Source organism: Mesorhizobium sp. M0408, assembly GCF_040321495.1.
Taxonomy (GTDB): domain Bacteria; phylum Pseudomonadota; class Alphaproteobacteria; order Rhizobiales; family Rhizobiaceae; genus Mesorhizobium.
In genome coordinates this window covers 156,283-177,198 of record NZ_JAMYRO010000004.1, presented here as the reverse complement: position 1 = coordinate 177,198, position 20,916 = coordinate 156,283, and the positions used below count along the sequence as shown (strand labels likewise).

Below are 20,916 nucleotides of genomic sequence, written 5' to 3'. Positions count from 1 at the left end.
GAGGTAGCGATCCTTCCAACACCCCTCATCCGACCGAGCTTCGCTCGGCCACCTTCTCCCACAAGGGGAGAAAGAAAAGAGTTACATCCGCACCCGTTCCGATTTCGGATCGTACATCGGCTTGAGCGAGGCCTCGGCGGCAAAGCGCTCGCCGGCGATCTCGATTTCGTAGGACGACGCCAGGACGTCCGCCTCGCTCTCGCCCTTGCAAGTCACGTAGCCAAGCCCGATCGCGCCGCCGAGATGATGGCCGTAATTGCCCGAGGTGATCGGGCCGACGATCGTGCCGTCGCGCAGGATCGCCTCATTGTGGAAGAGCAGCGGCTCGGGGTCGTTCAGGCGGAACTGCACCAGCCGGCGTGACAGGCCGGTTTCTTTCTTCGTCAGCACCGCATCGCGGCCAAGGAATTCGCCCTTGGCCGTTTTCACCGCGAAACCCAGCCCGGCCTCCAGCACATTGTCCTCGTCGGTGATGTCGTGGCCGAAATGCCTGAAGGCCTTTTCGATGCGGCAGGAATCCAGCGTATGCAGGCCGCATAGCTTCAGGCCGGCGTCAGTGCCGGCTTCCGCGATCGCTTCGAAGACATGGGCAGCCTGGTCGGTCGAGACATAAAGCTCCCAGCCGAGTTCGCCGACATAGGTGACGCGGTGAGCGCGGGCCAGGCCCATCCCGATCTCGATCTCCTGAAACGTCCCGAACGGGTTGTTCTCGTTGGAGAAATCGTTCGGGCTCACCTTTTGGATCAGCTTTCTCGAATCCGGGCCCATCAGGCAAAGCACGGCTTCGGCCGCCGTCACATCGGTGATGACGACGAACTCGTCGGCAAGGTGTTTTCTCAGCCAGGCCAGGTCGCGTTGCAGCGTCGCACCGGGCACGACGAGCAAGAAGGTCGTTTCGGACAGTCGCGAGACGGTGAGATCGCTCTCGATGCCGCCGCGCTGGTTGAGCATCTGGGTATAGACGATCTTGCCCGGCGCCACGTCCACGTCGTTGGCGCAGAGCCTTTGCAGGAAGGCGCAGGCATCGCGGCCTTCGACACGGATCTTGCCGAACGAAGTCATGTCGAACAGGCCGACGCCGTTCCTGATCGCAAGATGTTCCTCGCGCTGGTTGTCGAACCAGTTCTGCCGCTTCCAGGAATAGCGGTATTCGCGCTCCTGGCCGGGCCTAGCGAACCAGTTGGCGCGCTCCCAGCCGGCGACCTCGCCGAACACGGCGCCGCGCGCCTTCAGATGTTCGTGCAGCGGCGAGCGCCTTATGTTCCGCGAGGTCGCCATCTGCCGGTAGGGGAAATGATCGGCGTAGAGCAGGCCGAGCGTTTCGGAGACGCGCTCTTTGAGATAGCGGCGGTTCTTCTGGAACGGCTGGGCGCGGCGGATGTCGACCTCCCAGAGGTCGAAAGGCGCTTCGCCATCATTGATCCATTGCGCCAGCGCCATGCCGGCGCCGCCGGAGGAGACGATGCCGATCGAATTGTAGCCGGTCGCCATCCAGTAGCCGGAAAGCTCCGGCGCCTCGCCGAGATAGTAGCGGTCGTCGGGCGTAAAACTCTCGGGACCGTTGAAGAAGGTGTGAATACCGGCGGTGGCCAGCATCGGCATGCGGTTGACGCCCATTTCGAGGATCGGCTCGAAATGGTCCATGTCCTCCGGCAACTGGTCGAAGCAGAAATCCTCGCTTATGCCGTTCATGCCCCAAGGCTTGGCCACTGGCTCGAAAGCGCCGAGCATCATCTTGCCGGCATCTTCCTTGTAGTAGGCACACTCGTCCGGCACGCGCAGCACCGGCAGGCGGGAGAGCCCGGGGATCGGCTCGGTGACGAGATAGAAATGTTCGCAGGCGTGCAACGGGATGGTGACGCCGTTCTGCGTGCCAAGTTCGCGTGCCCACATGCCGGCGCAGTTGACGACGATATCGGCTTCGATCAGGCCTTGCTCGTCGCCCTGCGCCCAGGAAATGCCGGCGACGCGGCCGGCCCTGGTATGCACCTTGGTCACCTTGACGTTCTCGACGATCGTTGCACCGCGCTGGCGCGCGCCCTTGGCCAACGCCATGGCGATATTGGCCGGATCGCACTGGCCGTCGAGCGGCAGGTGCACGGCGCCGACCACATCTGATACATTGAGATGCGGGTACATCTGCTTGACTTCGTTTGGCGAAATCTCGCGCACGTCGACATCGAAGGCGCGGGCGAGAGATGCCTGCCGATAGATCTCGTGCTTGCGCTCCTCGGTAAGCGCCACCGTGATCGAGCCGACCTGGCGCATGCCGGTGCCGACATCGGTCTCGGCCTCCAGCTTGACGTAGAGGTCGGCCGAGTACTTCGCCAGCCGCGTCATGTTCTGCGAGCCGCGCAATTGGCCGATCAGGCCGGCGGCGTGCCATGTCGTGCCCGACGTCAGCTGCTTGCGCTCGAGCAGCACGATATCGGTCCAGCCGAGCTTGGCCAGATGATAGGCGACCGAGCAACCGGAGACGCCGCCACCGATGATGACCGCCCTCGCTTTGGGAGGAATGGCCTTGGTCGGAATGGTTTTGGTGGGCGAGGCGCTCATGCGGCCTCACAGCGATAGAAGGAGGCGAAGCGGCGCAGGCGTGTGGCAGCCTCCATCAGCACCGGCTCAGGCTGGCAGAGGCTGAAGCGGATGTGGCCGGCTGCAGCCTCGCCGAAGCTCGAGCCGGGCATGACGCCGACCTTCTCCTGGTCGAGGAAAGCCCAGGCGAATTTTTCGTCGTCCGGCTCGATCGCCGATATGTCGAGCATGACGTACATGCCGCCTTCGGAGCCGCGCACGGTGATGTTGTTCATACCGCGCATGGCATCGAGGACGACGGCGCGCCTTGCGGCATAGCGCTCGGCGATCTCCTTGACGCCGTAACCATTTTCGAGCGCCTCAGCGCAGGCGAGGCTGATGAAGGCCGGTAGGCCGTAGGTCATCACCAGATTGAGGTCGGTCAACAGCGAGACCATTGATTCCGGCCCGGTCAGCCAGCCCATGCGCCAGCCGGTCATGCCGTGGCTCTTCGACATCGAATTGATGACCAGCGTGCGTTCCGCCATGCCGGGCAGCGAGCGTGGTGAGACGTGCTCGCCGCCGCCCAGCGTCCAGTAGACCTCGTCCGACAGCAGCCATAGGTCATGCTCGCGGCAGATCTGCGCCAGATCCTCCAGGCGCTCTCGCGAATAGACGGCGCCCGTGGGGTTGTTGGGCGTGTTGATCAGGATGGCGCGGGTGTTCGGCCGAAGGGCGGCGCGAATGTCGGCGGCGCGCGGCTGAAAGCCATCCTCGGCGGGGGTCTCGACGACGCTGAACTCGGCGCCCGCCGCACTGAAGGTGTTGGGATAGGTGGCGTAATACGGCGCGACGACGATAGCATGGTCGCCCTGGTCGAGAACCGCTTGAATGGCCGCGTAAAGCGCGGCCTGCCCGCCCGGCGTGGCGATGACCTGGTCGGGATTTGTCGCAACGCCGGTGCACCGCATCGAGGCCGCCGCCATCGCCTTGCGCAGGCGTGGAACGCCGGCAAGCGGCGTGTAGTGGTGATTGCTGGCGCGGACGGCCGTCACGCAGGCTTCGATCGTCTCGCTCGGCGTGTCGAAATCATGGTCGCCGACCGACAGCATGATGATGTCCTCGCCGGCCTGCTTGCGCGCCCAGGCAGCGGAATGAACCTCCCAGCCATCCTTGCCCGAAGGCACGATGCCGGAAATGCGCGATGATGGCCTAGGCATTATGCTGCTCCCGAAATTTCATAACCGGCCTGTTCGAGCCGGTAGCGCAGCGCGGCGATGTGGGCCGGTCCGACTTCGCAGCAGCCGCCGACGATGCCGGCGCCGGCCTCGACCCAACCGACCGCCTGGCCGGCATAGGCATCCGGATCAAGGTCGTGGCGGGCGTGCAGCACTTCCACGGTACCGCCATGCTTGAGCGCCTCAATCGAGGTGAAGCCGTTGGCATAAGCGCCGACCGGACCGCCGAGAGCGATCAGTTCGGGCAGCGCTGCAGCGATCGCTTCGGGCCGGCAGCAATTGATCAGCCGGGCCGCGACGGGCAGGCCGGCAAGAGCGCCCGACGCCGCCGCAATGGCTTCGCCGCTGCGCAGGCGCGGCGTGCCGTGGTCGGCAAGCGTCCACGACACCCATACGGGCTTGCCGCTTTCCGACGCCGCGGTGACGGCGGCGCGCGCCTCTTCGGCCGACGCCATGGTTTCGCACAGAAACAGATCGACGCCGTCCGCCTGCTCGGCAACGATACGGCGATAGATGTCGAGCGTATCCTGGAAGGATATCGTCAGCGCCGGCGCATAGCTGCCGAACAGCGGCGACAGGCAGCCGGCGATCGCCGCGTCGCCGGCCTGGTCGCGGGCTTGCCTTGCCAGTTCGATGCCGCGCTTCTGCAGCGGCTTGAACAGCTCTTGCGCGCCTTCGCGTGCCAGCCGCTCCGGCGTGGCTGAATAGGTGTTGATGGTGATGACGCGGGCGCCGGCGCGGATGAATTCCGCATGCAGGTCGCGCACCAGATCCGGTTCGTCGATCAGCACCCTGGCCGACCACAGCGGCGTCGGCTCGGAACTGCTACGGCGGACCAGCTCCTGGCCCATGCCGCCATCGGTGAGGATCACTTTCTTCATGCTCTGAGCCTCTCGTTCTTTGGATCCCATAACGGCTCATCCTTCTGCACGACCGCCCGAAAACGTTCGCCGAAGATCTCGATCTCGACCGCGGTTCCCGGCTCGGTGAGGTCGGCGCGCAGCATGCCGAGCGCGATCGACCTGTCGATGCGATGACCCCAGCCGCCGGATGTCGTCTCGCCGACGATCCGGCCGTCATGCCACAGCGTCGACATGGTGGGCGCATCGCAGTCGCCGGGGTTTTCGACAACCAGCGTGACGAAGCGCTTCTTGATGCCCTGCTGCTTCTCGTTTTGCAGCGCCGTCTTGCCGCGGAAGTCGGGCTTATCCCATCTGACGAATCGCTCCAGCCCGCCCTGCAGGATCGAGTAGTCGGTCGACAGGTCGCCCTTCCAGGTACGGTAGCCTTTTTCGAGCCGCAGCGAATCCAGCGCGTACATGCCGAACGGTTTTAGTCTATGCCTCTTCCCGGCCGCCCAGACGGCGTCGAAGATGGCTGCGGTATCGTCGACCTTGCTGTGGATTTCCCAGCCGAGCTCGCCGGCGAAGGACACGCGCACCAGCTTTGCCCAACGTCCGGCGATACTGGTTTCCTGATGCGTCAGCCAGGGCAGGGTGAGGTCGGCTGCGCAGAGTTCGGCGAGGATTTTTCGCGAGTTGGGGCCGGCGAGGATCTGGGTGGAGTATTCCTCCGTCCTGTCGATCAGCTTGAATGTGGCGTCCTTCGGGATGCGCGACTTCAGCCATTCGAAATCATGCCACTGAGCCACAGCGGCGGTGATCAGCGTCATCAGGTTCTCGTCGTGGCGGACCACCGACATTTCGGTGACGATGCGGCCCTTGTCGTCGGCAAAATAGACGAGGCCGATGCGGCCGGGTTTCGGCACCAGGCCGGTCACCTGGAGGCTCAGCCATTCGGCGGCACCCGGACCGTCGAGATTGAAACGGGAGAACCCCGGCAGGTCCAGAATGCCGGCGGCATCGCGGACGGCGAGGCATTCCTCGCGCACACGATGCTGCCACGGCCCGTCGCGGCGGAAGGTCAGCGTGGATTCTTCGGAGATGTCGTCGCCTGCGTTCGTATACCAGGTGGCGCGTTCCCAGCCATTATAAGCATCGAACCGGGCGCCGAGTGCCTTGATGCGGTCGTGGAGCGGCGACAGCTTGCGGTCGCGCCCGGCCGGCCAGGCATGGCGCGGGAACTGGATGGCATATTCGTTGCCGTAGATCTCCATGCCCTTGGCGACGCAATAATCCGGGGCCGAGGCAAAGGCGGTGAAACGGCGTGGATCGCAGGACCACATGTCCCATTCGGTCTGGCCTTCGGTCACCCACTCGGCCAGCACCTTGCCGGCGCCGCCGCCCTGGGCGATGCCGAAGGTGAAGACGCAGGCCTCGAAGGCGTTGGGCACGCCGGGCATCGGCCCGATCAGAGGGTTGCCGTCCGGCGCATAGGGGATCGGCCCGTTGATGACCTTTGAAAGGCCGGCGGTGCCGAGGATCGGCACGCGGGCGACAGCATCGGCCAGGTAATGTTCCAGCCGATCGAGATCGTCGGGAAACAGCTGGAAGGAAAAGTCGTCGGGCATCGGGTCGTTGTGGCCGACCCAGTGGGCGCGGCAATTGCGCTCATAGGGGCCGAGATTCATGCCGTTCTTTTCCTGGCGCAGATAATAGGACGTATCGACGTCGCGCAGCAGCGGCAGCTTCTTGCCCTGTTCCTTCGACCACGCCGCCAGTTCGGGGATTTCCTCGAACAGGATATATTGATGGCTCATCACCATCATCGGCACCTCGCGGCCGAACATCCTGCCGACTTCGGCGGCGCGGTAGCCGGCGGCGTTGACGACGATCTCGCAGCGGATCTCGCCTTGCGCCGTCTCGACCACCCACTCGTGATTGTCTCGGCTCACGCCGGTGACCGGACAGAAGCGGATGATCTTCGCGCCCATGTCGCGCGCGCCCTTGGCCAGTGCCTGGGTCAGCTGCGCGGGGTCGATATCGCCATCATTCGGATCGTAGAGCGCGCCTTTCAGCTCATGCGTCTCGATGAAGGGGTAACGGCGCTTAATCTCGTCGAGCCCGACCACGTCGATATCCATGCCCTGGTAGCGGCCCATGCCCTTGGCGCGCTGGAATTCCTGCATGCGCTCCGCGCTATGGGCCAGCCTGAGCGAGCCGGTGACGTGGTAGTTCATGGGATAGCGGACCTCGTCGGCCAGCCGGCGATAGAGCTCGGTCGAATAACGCTGCATGTTCATCAGCGACCATGACGAGGAGAAAGTCGGCACGTTGCCGGCGGCATGCCAGGTCGAGCCGGAGGTCAGCTCGTTCTTCTCCAGAAGCACGCAGTCGGTCCAGCCCGCCTTGGCGAGATGGTAGAGCGAGGAGGCGCCGACGGCACCACCTCCGATGATCACAACGCGTGCCGTGGTCGGCAAACCGGCCATGTTCTTCTCCGACTATTTGTTTTGATGCATGTCGTTGTCCCAAAACCGCCACGCACTTTTGGGCGACATGCATTCGTTCAATAGACAGGCGGCGAAACCACCCAGATGACGACAGCCGGCTCGGCTCCAGGATTGCGCCATCGGAACGGCTTGCCGTCGAAGCGGAAGGAGTCGCCTTCGCCAAGCCGGTGCCAGATGCCAGCAATTTCGATGTCGAAACTGCCCGAAGCGACGTAGCCGGCTTCCTCGGTCGGCCGGCGCGCCTCGGCCTTCATCTCGGCACCCGGAGCGAAGACCGAACGCAGCATCTCGAAGCTACCGCCGAGATCGGGCGACAGAAGCTCCTCCACCAGGCCGGAATCGCTTGTGCCAAGCGTGCGCCGGTTGCCGGCGCGCACGACCACGCCGCGCTCGGTCTCGACAGGCACGTCATGGCTGAAGAACAGGCTGACCGGCACGCCGAACAATTCGGCGAAGGCCCTGAGATCGCCGAGCGACGGGACCGACAGACCGCGCTCGACCTGGCTGACCCAGCCGACGGAACGGCCGAGCTTCAGTGCGATTTCAGCAAGCGTCAAGCCGCGCGCCTTGCGCAACGCGCGAATGTCGCCGGCCAGCAGCCGTTCGCCGCTGTCCTGTTCCGATCTGGCGGCGGTTGAGGGCAAAGCCATCCCTGTCTTGGTGAAAAATTCTCAGCAAATTTCATTTGATGGCGGGTTCATGAAAAAATCAAGAGGATTTTCACGCAACCACAAGATTTACTTGCGCCATTTTGACGGTTCGGGCAAAGGCTCGGCGCACGAGCGGCGAGTGGGGCGTCCGGTCGAGGCGGGTAGGCTATCGGGCGTTCAAAAAGACGCGCAAGGATGCTCCATCACTTCTAGTCGGCGCATGATCCTTCCGGAAAATCGGTTCGGGATCATACGCAAAAGGACGGCCCATGCTGGAAAACAACTCCCGGATTGCGGCGGCGATCGTCGATGACGCGATCACCTCGCGGCGGTCGGTACGCGCCTTCTTGCCCGATATGGTCGACGACGAGATCATCCGCGATATTCTCGCCGTTGCCGCGCGCGCGCCCTCAGGCACCAATATGCAACCCTGGAAAGTCTATGTGACCAAGGGCGAGGTCAAGCAGCGCATCACCGACGCCATCCTCAGCTCGGGCATCCGCGCCGAAAAGGCCGAGTGGGACGAGTATCGCTACTATCCCGACCAGTTCTTCGAACCCTATCTGACGCGACGGCGGGCCAACGGTTTCGGCCTCTACGGCGTGCTCGGCATCGGCCGGCGCGAGGTCGACAGGATGCGTGCGCAGCACGACCGCAACTTCGTCTTCTTCGACGCGCCGGTCGGCATGATCTTCACCGTCGACCGGCGGCTGAACAAGGGGTCGTGGATCGACTACGGCATGTTCCTGCAAAACATCATGGTCGCCGCGCGGGGCAGGAGCCTGCACACCTGTCCGCAAGCCGCCTTCGCGCCCTATCACCGGCAGATCAGGCCGGTGCTCAACATTCCCGACGAGGAGATCATCGTCTGCGGCATGGCGCTCGGCCACGAGGATACGTCCAAGCCCGAAAATGCCTTCCGCACCGACCGCGCGCCGCTGGAAGAGTGGGTGACGTTCGCGGAGTGACGTGAAGCGCCGTCCGGCTCTACTGCACTTCGTAGCCGACTTCCTCGCTCGCATGGCAGAGCGCTTTCCAGAACGAGCGGGCAAACGAGCGGAACACATAGATGTCGAACTGATCGGCGCCGGTGCGCTGGATCTGCGCGAAGATGTCGTGATGCATGGTCGAGCGGCCGGCGCCGATCGGGAAGGCCGGCAGCGCGAAGTCGATGGCGAAGAATTTCGCCAGCACCCACTCGGCCTTCGGCCCGGCGATACGGATCGCGGTGCGGCCGTGCGAAAGGTCGGTCACCGTACCGATGGCCGAAGTGACGACACTGGCAAAGGCCGGCGCCAATCCCTCGGCTTCATCGACCACAGTGAACTTTCCCGGCGCAAAGCCGAACACCGACCTGGCGCCGTTCGTCACACCGCCACCGGCGCCGTCGGGCAAAGCCAGGCCGGTGACCGCATGGATGCCGGCCATCAACTTCTTCTCCTCGCCGGGCCAGGCGGCGAGCTGCAGGATCGAACCCGGCCTGGTTTCGGAGAGGATGATTTCGACACCATGCTCGAAATTGCCATGCGAGCCCGGATGCAGCACCGGCTCAAGCGGCGATTGGCGTTCAACCATGCATGCGGCTCCCGTCCGGATCGAAGAAATGGTTGGAGACGATCTCGACCGGCCCGAACCGGTTGCGCAGCGGGTCGGAGACATAAGCGCGCGTGCCGCGCCGCGCCTTGCCGCCCTTGACCAGGGCAAGCGCGATATATTTACCCAGCGCCGGCGAATAGCAGCAAGCGGTGATGTGGCCAAGCGAGCCGTGCGGATTGGCTTCGTCAAGCTCCTCGACGATGTGTGCGCCGCCATTGAGCGGCTGGTTGTCGAGCGAAACAATACCGACGAGTTCCAGGCGGTCGGGCGCGATCAGCCCCTCGCGGTCCATCATCGCCGAACCGATGAACGGCTTCTTCTTCGACAGCATCCAGTCGAGATGCAGGTCGCGTGCCGTGGTACGGCCGTCGATCTCGGCACCGGTGACGTGGCCTTTCTCGATGCGCATGGTGCCCAGCGCCTCCAGCCCGTAGGTCACCAGCCCGAACGGCTTGCCGGCTTCGATCAGCGCCTCCCAGACATGGGTGCCGTAGCCGGCGCCGGAATAGACCTCGAAGGCCATTTCGCCGGAGAAGGACAGCCGGCAGATCATCACCGGCACGCCGGCGATTTCGCCGTGGACGATGCCCATGAAGGGCAGGGCGGCATTGTCGACGGCAGTGCCGCTGACGCAAGCAGCCAGTATCTGCCTTGCCTTCGGCCCGCCGATGGCGGCACCGGCCCATTGGTCGGTCACCGAGGTGACGTGGACCTTCAGCGCCGGCCAGATCACGTCGAGGAAATATTCCAGATGCTGCATCACCTTGCCGGCATTGGCGGTGGTGGTGGTCATCAGGAAATCCTGCTCGCCGAGGCGCCACGTGGTGCCGTCGTCAAAGGCGAGACCGTCCTCGCGCAGCATCAGCCCGTAGCGCGCCTTGCCGACGGCCAGCGTCGAAAACATGTTGGTGTATAGGCGGTCGAGGAATTCCGCCGCGTCGGGGCCTTGCACCGCGATCTTGCCCAGTGTCGAGACATCGACGATGCCGGCGCTCTCGCGCGTGCCTCTCGCTTCGCGGACATAGGCCTGCTCGATCGTCTCGCCGGGATGGCCGTAGATCATCGGCCGATACCACAGGCCGGCGGAATACATGGTGGCGCCGTTGGCGACGTGCCAGTCATGCATCGGCGTCAGCCGCTCGGGCTTCAGATCGCCGAAGCGTTCGGCGGCTAGCGAGCCGATCGACACCGCCGAAAAGGGCGGGCGAAAGCGCGTCGTGCCGACCTGCGGGATCGGCTTGCCCAGCGCCTCGGCCATTATGGCCAGGCCGGGTATGTTGGAGCTCTTGCCCTGGTCGGTTGCCATGCCGAGCGTGGTGTAGCGCTTCAGATGCTCGACCGAGACGAAGCCTTCGCGATGCGCCAGCCGCACGTCATCCGCCGTCACGTCATGCTGGAAGTCGACGAAGCTTTTTCCTTCGGCCTTGATCTCGAACACCGGCGCCGGATCGGGATCGCCAGGTGCTGCTTCGACGGCAGGCAAGGCCGCCGGCGTGGCGGTTGCGCCCGCAGCGGAAAGACCGGCGGCGCGACCTTCGGCGATCGCCTCGGCGGTGGAGAAACTGCCGGTGAAGGCGCCGGCGCCGATCCATTGCTGTGTCGTCGGCTTGGGCGGCAGGAACGCTTGCAATGCTTCGTTCCATTCCGCTTTGGCTCCGGCCTGGCTGGCCAGATGAATGGTCGGCGACCAGCCGCCCGACATCAATAGGCAATCGGCGTGGATGCTGCGCGCATCGCCGGAAAGCGCGCCGTTGACCATGTCGAAGCGCTGCACCTTGAAGCCGGAAAGCGCCTTGCCGCCCTCGGTGGCGATCACCGCGTGGCCAGAAAGGATCTCGGCCTCGGTCTCGCCGGCCAGCTTGCGCATTTCGCTCGAAAGCTCAGGGCGCACGTCGATGATGGCGACGACCACGGCGCCGGCCTTCTTCAGCGCCAGGGCCGCGCGATAGGCGCTGTCATTGTTGGTGAACAGCCCGATCCTGTCGCCGGGCAGCACGCCATATTCAATGGCATAACGCTCGGCAGCATGCGCCAGCATTACGCCTGGCCGATCATTGCCTGGAAAGACCAGCGGACGCTCCAGGGATCCGGTGGCCAGCACCACCGACCTGGCGCGGATCGTCCAGTAGCGATGGCGCGATTCGCCCTTGCCGGGCGTTTCCTTGTGGTCGGTGACACGTTCGAGCGCGGCAAGCGTGTTGCCGTCATAATAGCCCCAGACGGTGGTGCGCGGCAGCAGGCGGATATTGTCACGGCCTTCGAGCTGGCCAGCGGCGCGCGCTGCCCAGTCGGCGGCCGGCATGCCATCGATCGTCTCGCCCGACCAATTGGCCGAGCCGCCGAAATGCGGCTCGAGCTCGGCCAGGATGACGCGTGCACCCTGATCGGCAGCCGCCCTGGCGGCCATCAGCCCCGCCGGGCCGGAGCCGACTACCAGCACATCGCAAAACGCGTTCATGCGTTCGTAGCGCGCCGTATCGGGAGCCGTGCCTGCCTTGCCCAGGCCGGCGGCACGGCGGATGAAATGCTCACAGAACATCCAGAAGCGAGTGCCCTTCAGCGGACCGATCACCGGTCCCATGAAGGTCTTGTAGTAGAAGCCGGCCGACAAAAGCTTGCCGCCGAGCTGGTTCACGGCACTGACGTCCCAGGCAAGCGAAGGGAAGCGGTTCTGGCTGATCGCGGCCAGCCCGTCATAAATCTCGACCATTGTGGCGGGGATGTTCGGCTCGCGAACCTCGCCCCTCAACACTGTGACCAGCGCGTTCGGTTCCTCGACGCTGGCGGTCAGCACGCCGCGCGGGCGGTGATATTTGAACGAACGCCCAAACAGGGTGATGCCGTTGGCCAGCAGCGCCGAAGCCAGCGTGTCGCCGGCATGGCCGGTATAAGGCGCGTCGTCGAAGGTGAAACGGATGGTCCGCAGCCGGTCGATGCGGCCCCCGGCCTCTGTACGGCGCGGGCTCATGGCTTGTCCTCGGCCCGGTGCCGCGCAACCGAGTTGTGGTCGCCGCGCGCGAACGCGGTGCTGGAGATCTCGTGCGTCAGCGTGTTGCGCACGACCCTGAGATGGGCGCGGCAGCCGCCGGAATGCTGCCAGATCTCATTGTGGTCGCCGGCTGGATTAAGCCGGTCGTAGACATAGGCGTTCCAGGCGTCGAGGTTCTGCGAGGCGGGCTGTGGGCGCTGGCGATTGCCGTCGCCCTGATAGGTGAATTCGATCACGTCGCGCGGGCCGCAATAGGGGCAGGTGATGAGCATGGATCTCTAACCTAATGCAGCCGGGGCGTGGCGCCCTGGCCCTTGTCGTCGATCACCAGGCCACGGTAGAAGCGGTCGAGCGTGAAGGCCGAGTTGAGACCGTGCGGCTCGTCCTTGGCAATGGTCCAGGCAAAGCACCAGCCGGAAGCCGGCGTCGCCTTGAAGCCGCCATAGCACCAGCCGCAGTTGAGATACATGCCCGGCAGCGGACCGGTGGTGATGATTGGCGAGCCGTCCATCGACATGTCGCAGACGCCGCCCCATGAGCGCAGCATGCGGACACGGGCCAGCCCAGGGAACAGCGCCAGCATCTCGCTCATCACCTCATCGACGATCGGCAGGCTGCCGCGTTGGGCGTAGCTGTTGTAGCCGTCGAGATCGCCGCCATAGACAAGGCCGCCCTTGTCCGATTGCGACATGTAGAAATGGCCCATGCCGAAGGTCAGGACCGTATCGATGAACGGTTTTAGCGATTCCGTGACGAAGGCCTGCAGCACGTGGCTCTCGATCGGCATCGTCTCGATGCCGGCAAGCCGCATGACCCGCCCGGTGCTGCCGGCAACCGCGACCGCTACCTTTTTTGCGCGGATTTCGCCGCGCGTTGTCGTGACGCCGGTGATGCGGTCGCCGTCGCGCAGGAAGCCGGTGACCTCGCAATTTTCGATGATGTCGACGCCGCGGCGATCTGCGCCGCGCGCATAGCCCCAGGCGACGGCGTCGTGGCGGGCGGTGCCGGCGCGCCGCTGCATCAGGCCGCCGACGATCGGGAAACGCGCGGTGGCTGAGACGTCGAGCGCCGGCACCAGGCGCGCGATTTCGGCCGTGGTCATCAGTTCGGCGTCAACGCCGAGATGGCGCATGGCGTTGCCGCGCCGGGCATAGTCGTCGAGCTGAGCAGGTGTGTGGGCGAGGTTCAGGCAGCCGCGCTGCGAGAACATGACGTTGTAGTTGAGGTCATGGGCCAGGTTCTCCCACAGCTTCATCGAATGCTCGTAAAAGCGCGTGTTGGCCGGCAGGAGATAGTTGGAACGGACCGCCGTGGTGTTGCGGCCGACATTGCCGGAACCGAGCCAGCCCTTCTCCAGCACCGCGACATTGGTGATGCCGTGCTCCTTGGCTAGGTAGTAGGCGGTCGACAGGCCATGGCCGCCGCCGCCGATGACGATCACGTCGTAGGACGCCTTCGGGTCGGGCTTGCGCCAGGCCGGCCTCCAGTCCTTGTTTCCGGTCAGCGCGTTCTTGAGAAGCGAAAAGGCCGAATATTCCGCCATTCTTATTGTCATCCATTTCAGGCTTTGCGGCAGACTATAGAGCAGGCCGCCAACGCAAAGCCAAGATTGCGCCATCGCTTTTCGACTCCCCGACTTCGACTGGATTGGCCGACTTCGATTGGATTGGCCGACTTCGATTGGCGGACTTCGAAAACGAGCCGCCTGGCATGACTTGCCCCGTGATATGAGCGTCTTTATCAAGGACGTGCTTCAAAACTGCCGCTGCCGTCCGCGAGTCGCCAGAAAAATCATGTTCTTTCGTTTACTCCGCCTGGTCCTGATCGTTGCGCTTGTTGTCTTGGCGCCGCCGTCGTTCGACGCGATGGCGCAGGCGCTCGGGCAGGGTGCCGCCGGGCTGGTTACAGACCAGCAGAAGGTCATCCAGAGCCTGACGGCCAAAACCGACGATCTCGAGAAGAAGATACAGCAGGACGGCCAAGACGATGCCACCCTGGTGGAAATCCGCCTGCAATTGGAGGATCTGTCGCGGGCGGCGCTCACCAGCGCGCTGGCGTTCCGCTCGCGTCTCGGCGATATCAACGATCGGATCGAGACGCTGGGACCTCCGCCGGCCGCGGGCCAGCCGGCCGAGCCCGACATCGTGACCGGTGAACGCCAGGCGCTGGCTTCCGAAAAAGCCGAGATTAACGCCGTCATTGCCAGCGCGCAGAACCTGTCGATCCGTGTCAGCGGGCTGATCGAGAAGATCGGCAACATGCGCAGCGAGCTGTTCCGCAATCAGCTCACCAAGCGCTACGTGCTGTCCGATGCATTGAGCCCGGAGGTCATTTCCAACGCCAATGACGAATTTACCAGTTTCTACAAAGCGGTGTCGTCCTGGCTGAGCTTCGCCTTCAAGTTCAAGTTCCAGGCAATTCTTGCCGCGACGTTGATGGCGCTTGCGCTGGCCGCCGTGCTTTTTGTCGGCGGGCGGCGCCTGTTCGGCCGCGTCTTCGAAGCCGATCCTTCCGTCGAGGATCCATCCTATCTCAGCCGCCTGTCGGTGGCGTTCTGGTCGACATTGCTGCCGTCGCTGGCGGTTGGCGCCTTCCTTATCTCGACGGTCTTCTTCTTCAATTATTACAATGTCTTGCGCGGCGACATCGGCATCTTCCTGAATTCGCTGGTTGCCGTTATCGCGGTGGTGTTCTGCGTCAACCGGCTGACCAATGCGGCGCTGGAACCGCGGTTGCCGAACTGGCGTCTGATCCCTGTCGAAACCGGCCCGGCGCGCTGGCTGGTGCGGCTGACGACTGCCATGGCCGTCGCCATCGGCATCAATTATTTCCTGTCGGTCGTCAACGACAAGATGGGCTCGCCGCTATCGCTGACCATCGCCAGAAGCTTTGTCGCCACCATCAGCGTCGGCGTCATCCTGATCCTGATGGGGCTGCTGAAGCCGTTCAAGGCTGCCGACGGGAGCTGGCGCCCGTGGCCGGCATGGCTGCGCTACACCGCCGTCGCGCTAGGGCTATTCACCATAGCGTCGGCGCTGCTCGGCTTTATCGGCCTTGCTATTTTCGTCTCGGTGCAGGTCGTGGTTACCGGCACTATCCTGGTCACCGCCTATATCGGCTTCCTGTCGGCGCGGGCGATCGGCGAGGAAGGTGGTTTCGCCAACACTTCGATCGGGCGCTGGCTAGCGGCCAATTCAAGCTACGAAGAGACCGCGCTCGACCAGCTCGGGCTTGTCGTCAGCGCCGCCATAAACATCATGATCGTGCTGGTGTTCCTGCCGCTGATCCTGTTGATGTGGGGCTTCCAGCCCGGCGACATCCAGGCCTGGGCCTACAAGCTGGCGACGGGCCTCACCATAGGCTCGGTGACGATCTCGGTCACCGGCATCCTCACTGGCGTCGTCGTCTTCATCATCGGCTATTTCCTGACGCGCTGGTTCCAGGGCTGGCTCGACGGTTCGGTGATGGCGCGCGGCCGGGTCGACACCGGTGTGCGCAATTCGATCCGGCTGGCGGTCGGCTATGCCGGCGTCGCGGTCGCGGCACTGGTCGGCATCTCGGCGGCCGGTATCGACCTCTCCAATCTCGCGTTGGTCGCCGGCGCCCTGTCTCTCGGCATCGGCTTTGGCCTGCAGAATGTCGTCTCCAACTTCGTCTCGGGCCTGATCCTTTTGGCCGAGCGGCCGTTCAAGGTCGGCGACTGGATCGTTGCCGGTGACATCAGCGGCACGGTCAAGAAGATCAGCGTGCGCGCCACCGAGATCGAAACGTTCCAGCGGCAGTCGGTGATCCTGCCCAATTCAAACCTGATCAACAATGCGGTCGGGAACTGGACGCACCGCAACAAGCTCGGCCGCATCGATATCAAGGTCGGCGTCGCCTATGGCAGCGACATCAAGCACGTGCATGGCGTCCTGTTGGAGATCGCGCGCAGTCATCCGCTGGTGCTGAAAAACCCCGAACCCTTTGTGCTGTTTTCCAATTTCGGCCCGGCCGCGCTCGAATTCGAGATCCGCGTATTCCTGGCAGACGTTCTTAGTGGCAATATCGTCCAGAACGACATCCGCTTTGCCATCTTCGATGTGTTCGCCGACCAGCATATCGAAATTCCGTCGACACCGCGCGCCGTCGTCGAGACCAAAAAGCACGAGGCGTGGCCGATCGACGACGACAAGATCGAAGTCGAATTCGCCGAGCGGGAACAAGCAAAAGCCCTAGCGGCGGTCGAGGCGAAACGTCTCGCCAAGTCGGGACGCAAGGTACGGAAGCCCGATCCTGACTAGCTGATTGGAGCTTGCCTTCAAGCCTTCGGAAACCAATTGCGGCATGAATGCGGCATTCAGTTGCCGTTCAGCTTGCATTGCATATAAGCTCACCTGCAAACGGCGAGAATGCCTTGCGAAATGCAACAGAGGCGGTGGCAACACCGATACTGCAAAATGTGGAAGTCTCTCGTCGCCGCCATCGCTTTTCTGGCCGTGGGCGGTTCGGCCCATGCCGCCAGCGCGGTCAACAAGGACGCCGAGACCCGCACGCTGATCGTGACGGAAGGCGGCGGCAAGACCGAGCTGGCGCTGGCCGCTGGCGAAACCGTGGAATTTTGCCCGAGCGGCTGTTTTGTTACCTTGCCGAATGGCGACCTCGAGGCGCTGACCGGTTCGGAGACGATTGAGATCTCGGGCGGCGTCGCGCGCATCAAATAAAGTCGACGCCATGATTTTTGAAGGCCGGGCAAACGCCCGGCCTTTTGTTTGCTTCCGGTAATCGGCGATGAAGGTATGCACTTTTCTTCGAAGCTGCGCAGGGCGGGCTCTAGCAGCGCCTTCGTACCGAGCAGGGCGAAGGCGTAGGTCTAACTGCATTCGACGGGCTGGTGGCGCGGGCTTTTTTGGCGATGTCGCAAACAGGCTGCAAGCGCGGCGCCGCGCCGCCCTATAGTCTGCTCGCAATAGCATCTTGGAGTCGCGGGCAATGGCAGGGTTTCCGGAAAAGGCGAAGGTCGTCATCGTCGGGCTGGGCGGCATCGTCGGCGCATCGGTCGCCCATCACCTGATCGAGCGCGGATGGGACGATATTGTCGGCATCGACAAATCGGGCATCCCGACGGATATCGGCTCGACGGCGCATGCCTCCGACTTCTGCTACACGACCAGCCATGATTTCCTGTCGTGCTGGACGACGCTCTATTCCATCGATTTCTACGAAAAGATGGGTCACTACGCGCGCATCGGCGGCCTCGAGGTCGCCCGCGTCGGCGACGACGCTCGCATGGCGGAGATCAAGCGCAAGATCGCCTCGGCGAAGGCCTTCGGCACACGCGCCCGCCTGATCGATCCCGCCGAGATCAAGGAAAAATTCCCGCTGATCGAAGAACAGATGGTACAGGGCGGCCTGTGGGATCCCGACGCCGGCCTCGTCATCCCGCGCTCGCAGACCGTCGCCGGCAAGCTTGTCGACCAGGCGGAAGCTTCCGGCAAACTCAGGGCGTTTGCCAATACGTCGGCCAGGTCGCTCGTCATCGAGAACGGCCGCATCAAGGGCGTGGTGACCGACCGCGGCACCATCGAGGCCGACTATGTCGTGGTCTGCACCGGCATCTGGGGACGGCTGATCGCGGAAATGGCGGGCGAGGACCTGCCGGTCATGCCGATTGACCATCCGCTTACCTTCTTCGGGCCGTACACTGAGTTCGCCGGCACCGGCAAGGAGATCGGCTGGCCGCTGCTGCGCGATCAGGGCAACTCGGCTTACATGCGCGATACCGGCGACCCCAAGACCGCCGAAGGCGGGCAGATCGAATGGGGTTATTACGAAGAGACCAATCCGCGCCTTTGCCATCCGCGCGATATTCTCGAGAAAAACCAGGCGCGGCTTTCGCCGTCGCAACGCGATCTCGACATGGAACAAATCCTGGCGCCGCTCGAGCGCGCCATGGAACTGACGCCGATCCTGGGCGAGCTGGGCTACAATGAGAGCCATTCCTTCAACGGCCTGCTGCAGGTGACGGCGGACGGCGGCCCCTCGATGGGCGAAAGCCAGAAGGTCAGGGGCCTATGGTATGCCGTTGCGATCTGGGTCAAGGACGGCCCCGGCATGGGCAAGCTCATCGCCGACTGGATGACGGACGGCCGCACGGCGATCGACCACCACGCCATCGACTATTCGCGCTTCTATCCGCACCAGACGAAAGAGCAGTTCATCTGGGACCGCTGCACCGAAACGGCGATGAAGGTCTACAACCCGGCTGTCCATCCGCGCGAACCCTTCTCCAAGGCCCGCAATGTCCGCCGCTCGCCCTTCTGGGAGCGCGAAAAGGAACTCGGCGGCTATTTCATGGAGCTCGGCGGCTGGGAGCGCGCCCACGGCTACGCCGCCAACGAGCATCTGCTCGAGAAATACGGCAACCGGGTGCCGGTGCGCCAAAACGAATGGGATAACCGCCACTTCTGGCGCGTCTCGAACGCCGAGCATCTCGCGATGAGCGAGGATTGCGGCATCGTCAACCTGTCGCATTTCGCCATGTACGACGTGGAAGGCCCGGACCATGTCGCGCTGATGGAATGGCTGTGCGCGGCAAAGATCGGCGGTGACGGCAATATCGGCAAGGGCATCTATACCCATTTCCTCGACGAGGAAGGCATGGTGCGCGCCGACCTGACCGTCATCCGCATGGCCGACCGCTGCCGCGTCATCGACGGCGCTGATGCCGGGCCGCGCGACTTCCAGTACATGCGCCGGACGGCAGAGGACAAAGGCTTCGACGTTACCGTCACCGATGTGACCGAGAGATATGTGACCGTCGGCATCTGGGGTCCGAACGCGCGGGCAACATTGGGCAAGGTCGTGGAAAACCCCGACGGACTGACGCCTGAGAATTTTCCCTTTGCCGCGATCAAGCCCGTCAGGATCGCCGGCAAGGACGTGACCGCCTTCCGCATCTCCTATGTCGGCGAGCAAGGCTGGGAACTGCATATGCGCTACGAGGACGGCCTGGCTGTCTGGGACGCGCTGCGGTCGACCGGCGTGATGGCCTTTGGCGTCGAGACCTATGCCAACAGCCGCCGCATGGAGAAGAGCCTGCGCCTGCAAAACGCGGACCTCTTGACCGAATACAATCTGCTGGAAGCCGACCTTGCCCGTCCGAAAGTCAAGGAGGCCGATTTCTGCGGCAAGGCAAAGCATCTGCAATATCGCGCCCGGGTGCATCAGCCGGCCATGCTTTGCACGCTTATCATGACGGACAATACAGATTCGAATGGTGTTCCCCGCTATCCGGTTGGCACGATGCCGGTGATGGACCCGCAAACCGGTGAGACGCTCGTCGACGAGCTCGGCCGCCGCTCCTTCACGACCTCGGTGGCCTATGGTCCGACCCTCGGCAAGAACATCGCGCTCGCCCACCTGCCCTGGGCGTATTGCCAGGAGGGCCGCAAGCTGAGCGTCGAATATTTCGGCGAGAAGTACCCGGTCGAAGTGGCCGCCGTCGGCTACAGGCCGCTCTACGACCCGGAGAACCTCAATCCGCGCAGCTAAGCGTTGCTTGCCTGCCGATTCTCCACACAGGCAAGCCGAGCAGTGCCAGCAGGACCTGAATGCAGAAGCCCGATTCATCGTCGGGCTTTTCGCTTTGTGGAGCGATGATTCTCGCTTACCGTCGCGCTGCGATTGGGGGGTGCCTTTGCGGCGGATCGGCTGGGACAGAAAAAACGATGCGCTTGTGTTTCAGCTGAACCGGAATATCCCGGTTCGCGTCAGCTGGACCTTCGCAATTCCCATTGTGCTGCCCTTCCTGAACGAGTGGGCGAGCCGACCCAAGGATGCACTGATCCATACCTCTATCTTTGCAGCGCTTCTGTTTGCGTCGATATTTCTGCACGAACTGGCACACGCCTGGATCGGACGCCGACAAGGCGTCGCCACTGACAGGATAGAATTAAATCTCTTCGGCGGGCTCACGCGTTTCAAACGCGCCGCAGCGCCATCGCCTGCCTAGGCGCGGATTGCGATAGCGGGTCCCCTGGCGAACGTCGCGCTCGCCGCGTTTTTCGATGCGGCCTATTATCTGGTTTTTGGAGAACTCATCCAGTTGCGCCCGAAAGGCCATTCGGGTGGCTGCCGTCAAGGTCGGCCGGTCCTCTGGAATGGACGCTTTGGATTGGCGCATTGTTGAACGTATCACTTATCATTCTCAACATCCTGCCCGCCTACGATCTGGATGACGGCGTGCTTGCAAGACATTTGTTCCTGAGACGCTTCGGCGTCCGCCGGGCCGCGCAGATCGTCGGCATCTGCGGCATCGTACTTTCAATTCTGCGTTTTGCGATTATCTTGCCTGCCGCGGTTGCAGGTATTCTGTTGTGGCTTCCGCCGTCATTTAAGCCGAACTGGAGGGCAGCGCGCGGGGTCGGTGCTAGAAAACCGAAGCCGGACCCATCCTCCGAGACGGATGTCGAGAAGGCCGTGGAGTGGCGGGGACGGGGCGGGCACCGCATCCACAAATGAAATTCGTTTTCCGGCGGTTCGCAAAAATGTGACCGAATGAGCCCGGCTCTCCACCGGGCTTTTCTCTTTGTCGAT

15 protein-coding genes are annotated in these 20,916 nt (G+C 63.5%); 6 read left to right on the top strand and 9 right to left on the bottom strand.

Annotation, left to right across the window (positions count from 1 at the left end; all coding sequences use genetic code 11):
* Nucleotides 1–81 precede the first annotated feature (81 nt).
* The 5 genes from NKI67_RS06400 to NKI67_RS06380 form a co-directional block, all read right to left on the bottom strand.
* Nucleotides 82–2,556 carry a GcvT family protein gene (locus NKI67_RS06400; RefSeq protein ID WP_352644795.1) on the bottom strand — a complete coding sequence of 825 codons (2,475 nt, stop codon included), beginning with the start codon at nt 2,554–2,556 and terminating at the stop codon, nt 82–84.
* The gene (locus NKI67_RS06395; protein WP_352644793.1) at nt 2,553–3,734 is read right to left on the bottom strand and encodes a pyridoxal phosphate-dependent aminotransferase; all 1,182 of its coding nucleotides are present in this window, start codon (nt 3,732–3,734) and stop codon (nt 2,553–2,555) included. Before NKI67_RS06395 ends, NKI67_RS06400 begins: the two co-directional genes overlap by 4 nt.
* On the bottom strand, nt 3,734–4,633 hold the full coding sequence (locus NKI67_RS06390) for a homocysteine S-methyltransferase family protein (protein WP_352644791.1): 900 nt from the start codon (nt 4,631–4,633) through the stop codon (nt 3,734–3,736). Before NKI67_RS06390 ends, NKI67_RS06395 begins: the two co-directional genes overlap by 1 nt.
* Nucleotides 4,630–7,083, bottom strand: coding sequence for a GcvT family protein (locus tag NKI67_RS06385; protein ID WP_352568960.1), 2,454 nt, complete (start codon nt 7,081–7,083; stop codon nt 4,630–4,632). The genes NKI67_RS06390 and NKI67_RS06385 overlap by 4 nt, the downstream gene beginning before the upstream one ends.
* A gap of 77 nt (nt 7,084–7,160) precedes the next feature.
* On the bottom strand, nt 7,161–7,754 hold the full coding sequence (locus NKI67_RS06380; RefSeq protein ID WP_031211731.1) for a helix-turn-helix domain-containing protein: 594 nt from the start codon (nt 7,752–7,754) through the stop codon (nt 7,161–7,163).
* Nucleotides 7,755–8,023: 269 nt separating this feature from the next.
* Here NKI67_RS06380 and NKI67_RS06375 point away from each other — a divergent pair, with 269 nt between their 5' ends.
* Nucleotides 8,024–8,722, top strand: coding sequence for a nitroreductase (locus NKI67_RS06375; protein WP_352623286.1), 699 nt, complete (start codon nt 8,024–8,026; stop codon nt 8,720–8,722).
* A gap of 19 nt (nt 8,723–8,741) precedes the next feature.
* On the opposite strand, the gene NKI67_RS06370 is transcribed toward NKI67_RS06375, so the two are convergent.
* The 4 genes from NKI67_RS06370 to NKI67_RS06355 are packed head-to-tail and all read right to left on the bottom strand — an operon-like array spanning nt 8,742 to nt 13,882.
* Nucleotides 8,742–9,329 (bottom strand): sarcosine oxidase subunit gamma, encoded by a 588-nt coding sequence (locus NKI67_RS06370; RefSeq protein ID WP_023676538.1) that lies wholly within the window; start codon nt 9,327–9,329, stop codon nt 8,742–8,744.
* The gene (locus NKI67_RS06365; protein WP_352568958.1) at nt 9,322–12,318 is read right to left on the bottom strand and encodes a sarcosine oxidase subunit alpha; all 2,997 of its coding nucleotides are present in this window, start codon (nt 12,316–12,318) and stop codon (nt 9,322–9,324) included. The genes NKI67_RS06370 and NKI67_RS06365 overlap by 8 nt, the downstream gene beginning before the upstream one ends.
* On the bottom strand, nt 12,315–12,611 hold the full coding sequence (locus tag NKI67_RS06360; RefSeq protein WP_023676536.1) for a sarcosine oxidase subunit delta: 297 nt from the start codon (nt 12,609–12,611) through the stop codon (nt 12,315–12,317). The genes NKI67_RS06365 and NKI67_RS06360 overlap by 4 nt, the downstream gene beginning before the upstream one ends.
* 11 nt (nt 12,612–12,622) lie before the next feature.
* Nucleotides 12,623–13,882: a sarcosine oxidase subunit beta gene (locus NKI67_RS06355; protein ID WP_352568999.1), complete on the bottom strand. Its 1,260-nt coding sequence runs from the start codon at nt 13,880–13,882 to the stop codon at nt 12,623–12,625.
* A 250-nt stretch (nt 13,883–14,132) separates the two neighbouring features.
* Here NKI67_RS06355 and NKI67_RS06350 point away from each other — a divergent pair, with 250 nt between their 5' ends.
* From NKI67_RS06350 to NKI67_RS06330, 5 genes are all read left to right on the top strand, one after another.
* A complete protein-coding gene (locus NKI67_RS06350) occupies nt 14,133–16,622 on the top strand; it encodes a mechanosensitive ion channel family protein (protein WP_352568957.1) in 2,490 nt (829 codons plus the stop codon).
* 156 nt (nt 16,623–16,778) lie between these two features.
* Nucleotides 16,779–17,042: a hypothetical protein gene (locus tag NKI67_RS06345; RefSeq protein WP_023676533.1), complete on the top strand. Its 264-nt coding sequence runs from the start codon at nt 16,779–16,781 to the stop codon at nt 17,040–17,042.
* Nucleotides 17,043–17,310: 268 nt separating this feature from the next.
* The gene (locus NKI67_RS06340) at nt 17,311–19,872 is read left to right on the top strand and encodes a GcvT family protein (RefSeq protein WP_352568956.1); all 2,562 of its coding nucleotides are present in this window, start codon (nt 17,311–17,313) and stop codon (nt 19,870–19,872) included.
* A 7-nt stretch (nt 19,873–19,879) separates the two neighbouring features.
* On the top strand, nt 19,880–20,332 hold the full coding sequence (locus NKI67_RS06335) for a zinc metalloprotease (protein WP_352644788.1): 453 nt from the start codon (nt 19,880–19,882) through the stop codon (nt 20,330–20,332).
* Between the two features lie 173 nt (nt 20,333–20,505).
* Nucleotides 20,506–20,841 (top strand): zinc metalloprotease, encoded by a 336-nt coding sequence (locus NKI67_RS06330; RefSeq protein ID WP_352644786.1) that lies wholly within the window; start codon nt 20,506–20,508, stop codon nt 20,839–20,841.
* The last annotated feature ends 75 nt before the right edge of the window (nt 20,842–20,916 follow it).

Coding starts and splice junctions, on each gene's coding strand:
- NKI67_RS06400 (WP_352644795.1), bottom strand. CDS start 2,556: ATGAGCGCCTCGCCCACCAAAACCATTCCGACCAAGGCCATTCCTCCC.
- NKI67_RS06395 (WP_352644793.1), bottom strand. CDS start 3,734: ATGCCTAGGCCATCATCGCGCATTTCCGGCATCGTGCCTTCGGGCAAG.
- NKI67_RS06390 (WP_352644791.1), bottom strand. CDS start 4,633: ATGAAGAAAGTGATCCTCACCGATGGCGGCATGGGCCAGGAGCTGGTC.
- NKI67_RS06385 (WP_352568960.1), bottom strand. CDS start 7,083: ATGGCCGGTTTGCCGACCACGGCACGCGTTGTGATCATCGGAGGTGGT.
- NKI67_RS06380 (WP_031211731.1), bottom strand. CDS start 7,754: ATGGCTTTGCCCTCAACCGCCGCCAGATCGGAACAGGACAGCGGCGAA.
- NKI67_RS06375 (WP_352623286.1), top strand. CDS start 8,024: ATGCTGGAAAACAACTCCCGGATTGCGGCGGCGATCGTCGATGACGCG.
- NKI67_RS06370 (WP_023676538.1), bottom strand. CDS start 9,329: ATGGTTGAACGCCAATCGCCGCTTGAGCCGGTGCTGCATCCGGGCTCG.
- NKI67_RS06365 (WP_352568958.1), bottom strand. CDS start 12,318: ATGAGCCCGCGCCGTACAGAGGCCGGGGGCCGCATCGACCGGCTGCGG.
- NKI67_RS06360 (WP_023676536.1), bottom strand. CDS start 12,611: ATGCTCATCACCTGCCCCTATTGCGGCCCGCGCGACGTGATCGAATTC.
- NKI67_RS06355 (WP_352568999.1), bottom strand. CDS start 13,882: ATGGCGGAATATTCGGCCTTTTCGCTTCTCAAGAACGCGCTGACCGGA.
- NKI67_RS06350 (WP_352568957.1), top strand. CDS start 14,133: ATGTTCTTTCGTTTACTCCGCCTGGTCCTGATCGTTGCGCTTGTTGTC.
- NKI67_RS06345 (WP_023676533.1), top strand. CDS start 16,779: ATGTGGAAGTCTCTCGTCGCCGCCATCGCTTTTCTGGCCGTGGGCGGT.
- NKI67_RS06340 (WP_352568956.1), top strand. CDS start 17,311: ATGGCAGGGTTTCCGGAAAAGGCGAAGGTCGTCATCGTCGGGCTGGGC.